A 3,795-nucleotide genomic window follows, 5' to 3' on the forward strand; every position below is an offset into this window, starting at 1 on the left:
ACGCAGCGGTGTGAGACGGGCATTCTTGTGGATGTTCATTCGGACCCTCCGATGGATGCTGAAGCGTGGTAACTCCAGTCTCCTCGGTCCGGTCCGAATGGACAACCTCTCGAAAGCTCACACCTAGGATGGGTGCTGCCACGCGGCTCGGACTCAGCGTGCATTATCACGTAAATGTTGAGAGAATGAATGGCGCCGCGAAGGGCAATTCCAGCCGTCCAAAGCGACAGGCGTGTCGCGGCCTCGACATTGCAGTGGCGCTTACCTAACACGGCCTCACACTGCCCTCTAAACGGCCCCGAATTTGAACTGACGGCCCCTGGCCGGTTCATCGGGCAGGTCAAGGGCTAGGTGTAGTACACAGGGCTCATAACTTTCAGTTTCTAGTTGGTACGATGGGCCGTGGACGGTCGATGCAGACTTCAAGATGGCGAACGAAGCTCTCCATGCGTGCGTTGTCGAGGCAAGTGCCTTTGCCATGCTCGCGACTGGAGAGATTTCAAAATGAGCCTTGTAAGCGGAGAATGCCGCCGACGCTGTTCGGCTTGCTCGTGCCCTTGACGGCGGTAGGCTCGGCAGGGCCGAGGCCAGAGTTGCCGTAGTGGTCGTAATCGACCTCGGCTGTGACCGTGAAGCCGGGAACGACCATGTAGGCGACGTTTGCAGCCACACCAGCATCCTTGAGCTGATCACCCGAGACCTGAAGGTTGAACGAAGTTTTCTCGTCAAACTCGTAGGTGGCGCCCGCCCAGAAAGCCCACTGGCCGTTCCAGATTTTGTACGAGCCGCGCCCATGATTGGCAATTGCGCCGTTTGAGTCCTCGTTGAGACTGGCATTGGAACCGTAGCCGAAGAGTCCAAACAGCGACAGCTGGTTTGTGACAGCGACGTCGACGCGGATCTTGCCGGCAAAAGCTTCGTAATTGCTGTCATAAGCCGCGACGCCGATGATCGAGCCCCAGCCTTGCGTGTATTTCAAGCCGGCGACAACGTGCGGAATATAGCTGTCGATAGTACCGGCTGAGCCCGATCCTTGTTCGAGCGAAATCACAGTCGAAATGCCGTTGCCGGCGTCGAAGTGGTACTGAGCCACGTTGGTGTCGAAGCCGGCCGACGGAACGAGCATACTATCGAGAACGTTGCCAGCGTAGCTTGCAAACGTATCGAAGGCCGACCCCTCCTTGCCAACTCGCAGGCCTCCCAGCTCGACCCAGGCAGAAGCCAGTGCGAGGCCGCTGTTGAAATCATAGTTCTGAGGACTGTCATGCGAGTTAGCGCTGTTGCCAAAATTCACCTGGGTTTCGGTATAGGTCGTCAACGCGCCGAGCTCGGTCTGCTGGCCGGTCCAAGTTTTGAACGTGAAGCGTGTGCTGTTTCGCCAAGTGCCTTGGTCCTCGCCAGTTCTCACGTCCGAGGTTCTTGCGCTGTCATACGATCGGACGTCACCCAGGCCGATATCGTAACGGACATAGCCGCCGATGCGCAGGCAGGTCTCGGTGTTGGGAATATAGGAATATCCCGAGCCGAGGACGTCGCAGATCTTGATGTACTCGGCCGGTTCCCGCTCGGCGCCAGCTGCTCGACCGACGGAAATGGTCATCAGAGCAGTTAAGCCGAGAAGAGGACTCTTGATGTACATGTCTAGATCTCCATGAAGGAATAAAAAGGATAGAGGCGAAAGAGCAAGCTTTTCCTCTAAATTTTGTGCGTGTTGTCTCCAATATGTGGACGCCAAAGCGCTTGACACGAGAGGTGAGCCAGCGTAAAAGCCACATGTACTTATAATAGTGTTTTCTGCTAGGAGATTCATTATCGTTTACATGTGAAACACTCCGGTCGGACCGCTGCAGCTCTCCGAATAGAGCAGCAAGCGACATGCCAACCTGAAGCGTAGATGCGGCCGACACCAAAATCGGGCCGACGCGCCTTCGTCTCGCTGGAATCACTTTTTTTGAGGGTCACTGCGAAAAGAAATGTGCGACACGGTTCGCCATGTTCGATATGTGACAGTCTCGTTTAACAGCGACGGCTTCCCGTCTGACCGCAACGGAGGCCGCGCCATCCGCTACCGAGAAGGATCACTGCGCGTACGCTCCGCAAGGGCTGCGCCAGGAACAGAGGGCGTGCACGTCCGAGGCGTCGCATGGTGGCCGCAGCACCTTTTCGCCGCTGTAAGTTCGCCGTGCAGGTACATTGCGCGGCCGGAAGCGAGAGGGAGCGCACCCTGAAACGGCTGCCTACGGCTCGCCTCGAGTAATTGGCGATGAACAGTATTCTCGAGAACTTAGTCTCGACGGAAAGAGCAACGAAAGGAAGCCGCTTGGACGAGCACGATCCGAAGGAAGAACCGATCGAGACCATTTTCCGCAACGGCACAATCACTGCCGTGGGTATCCTGCTTGCCTTTTCCCTCGGCTTCCTCACTCATTGGGCCGCGAACCCCTTGCCATGGCAACTCTACGATCTGTTCGCCGTAGTGCCGATCCTGCTCGGCATCGCACTGCAGATGAGAGCGCTGTCCATGCTGCTCGACATGAGTTCCTTGCGGCGCCCCATCTACGAACGCGCCAATCGCATTTTCATGGTCGGCCTCATCCAGACCGCGTGTGGCGTCGGCATGGCCATCTTGGTCGATCTTTTCGGGATATCGGTAGGGGGCACGCTGCCCGGCGCTTGACGACAAGCCACACCGCTCTTCGCTCGAAGCGACGTCAAGCCGGGGAACCTTGTGCACCCCCTAGCGGCGTCCTCCTTTCATCAAATGAGCCGACGTCAGCTTTAGAGCGTCTCGGTGGCTAAAGCCGGTATGGTTTTTCGGCCGGCAGGGAAGGCCGCTGGCTGGACCTGGATGGCGTCTGAACGAGGCTTGACAGGTCCGTTGCGTCGGACATGAATTTCGCATTGCAAAGTTCTTCCGCAGACGCCTCAAGCACACTGCACTGGCGTCACGTACTCAGACGTTGAATGCGGCACCGCACCATCACCTCAGGCGCAACCATGGCACGCGCGCTCCCCGGCGTGGTTGACCCCATCCTGTCCAAACGAGACTGCGACATAAGCGGGACGCACTGACTTAGGTCAGAGACCAGGACGAGCGCGCAACGAAAGAATGATGGATGAGCGACGTGGGATGACAGCTCCTTGCACACCTCAATCCTGACAAAGTACCGGGACCCCCGGCCGCCTTGGTATACCATCTATCCGACTGTGCCAGACTTCTCTGCGGCAGTTGGTGCTGACGATTATGAGGAATGGCTGGGGGGCCTCCCGGCCGACGAATCGGTGTCGCTCTATTTCCACATTCCGTTTTGCCGATCCATGTGCTGGTATTGCGGCTTCCCTACCGCGGTCATCCGTCGCAACGGCCCGATCCTTAATTATTTAGCGGTGCTGCGTCAGGAGATCAGTTTGGTGTCGGAGCAAGTGCGGCAAGGGCTGCCGGTGAGCGATGTGCATTTCGGCGGCGGAACGCCTCACCTTATCGGGCCAGCCGAGCACTTGGCGCTGATGGAATTTCTACGCCGCCACTTCGCTTTCAGCAAAACTGCTGCGATCGCCGTGGAGATCGATCCCCGAACGTTCACACCGGAAATGGCCGAAGCCCTGGCAGCTAACGGTGTCAACCGCGCGAGCATCGGATGCAGAGCTTTGATCCCGATGTGCAAAGGCGATCAATCGGATCCAGAGTAAGGTGCAGACGGCCGCTGCAGTCCAAAATCTCCGCCGGCATGGCGTTGGCCATATCAACTTCGACCTCATCTTCGGTCTACCGAAACAGACTGTGCAGTCCTGCAT

General features: G+C 57.6%; 2 protein-coding genes and 1 pseudogene. 2 read left to right on the forward strand and 1 reads right to left on the reverse strand.

Annotated features, from left to right (window positions below; genetic code table 11):
• Positions 1–499 precede the first annotated feature (499 nt).
• Positions 500–1,639 carry a porin gene (locus EN994_RS22000; RefSeq protein WP_063169258.1) on the reverse strand — a complete coding sequence of 380 codons (1,140 nt, stop codon included), beginning with the start codon at positions 1,637–1,639 and terminating at the stop codon, positions 500–502.
• A 681-nt stretch (positions 1,640–2,320) separates the two neighbouring features.
• Here EN994_RS22000 and EN994_RS22005 point away from each other — a divergent pair.
• Together EN994_RS22005 and EN994_RS22010 are read left to right on the forward strand one after the other, a co-directional pair.
• Complete coding sequence (locus EN994_RS22005; protein ID WP_024505577.1) at positions 2,321–2,677, forward strand: hypothetical protein; 357 nt, start codon at positions 2,321–2,323, stop codon at positions 2,675–2,677.
• Positions 2,678–3,141: 464 nt separating this feature from the next.
• Positions 3,142–3,795, forward strand: a pseudogene (locus tag EN994_RS22010) (radical SAM protein); the annotation flags it as partial.

Origin of the sequence: Mesorhizobium sp. M7A.F.Ca.CA.002.09.1.1 (assembly GCF_003998555.1) — a bacterium.
GTDB lineage: Bacteria > Pseudomonadota > Alphaproteobacteria > Rhizobiales > Rhizobiaceae > Mesorhizobium > Mesorhizobium ciceri.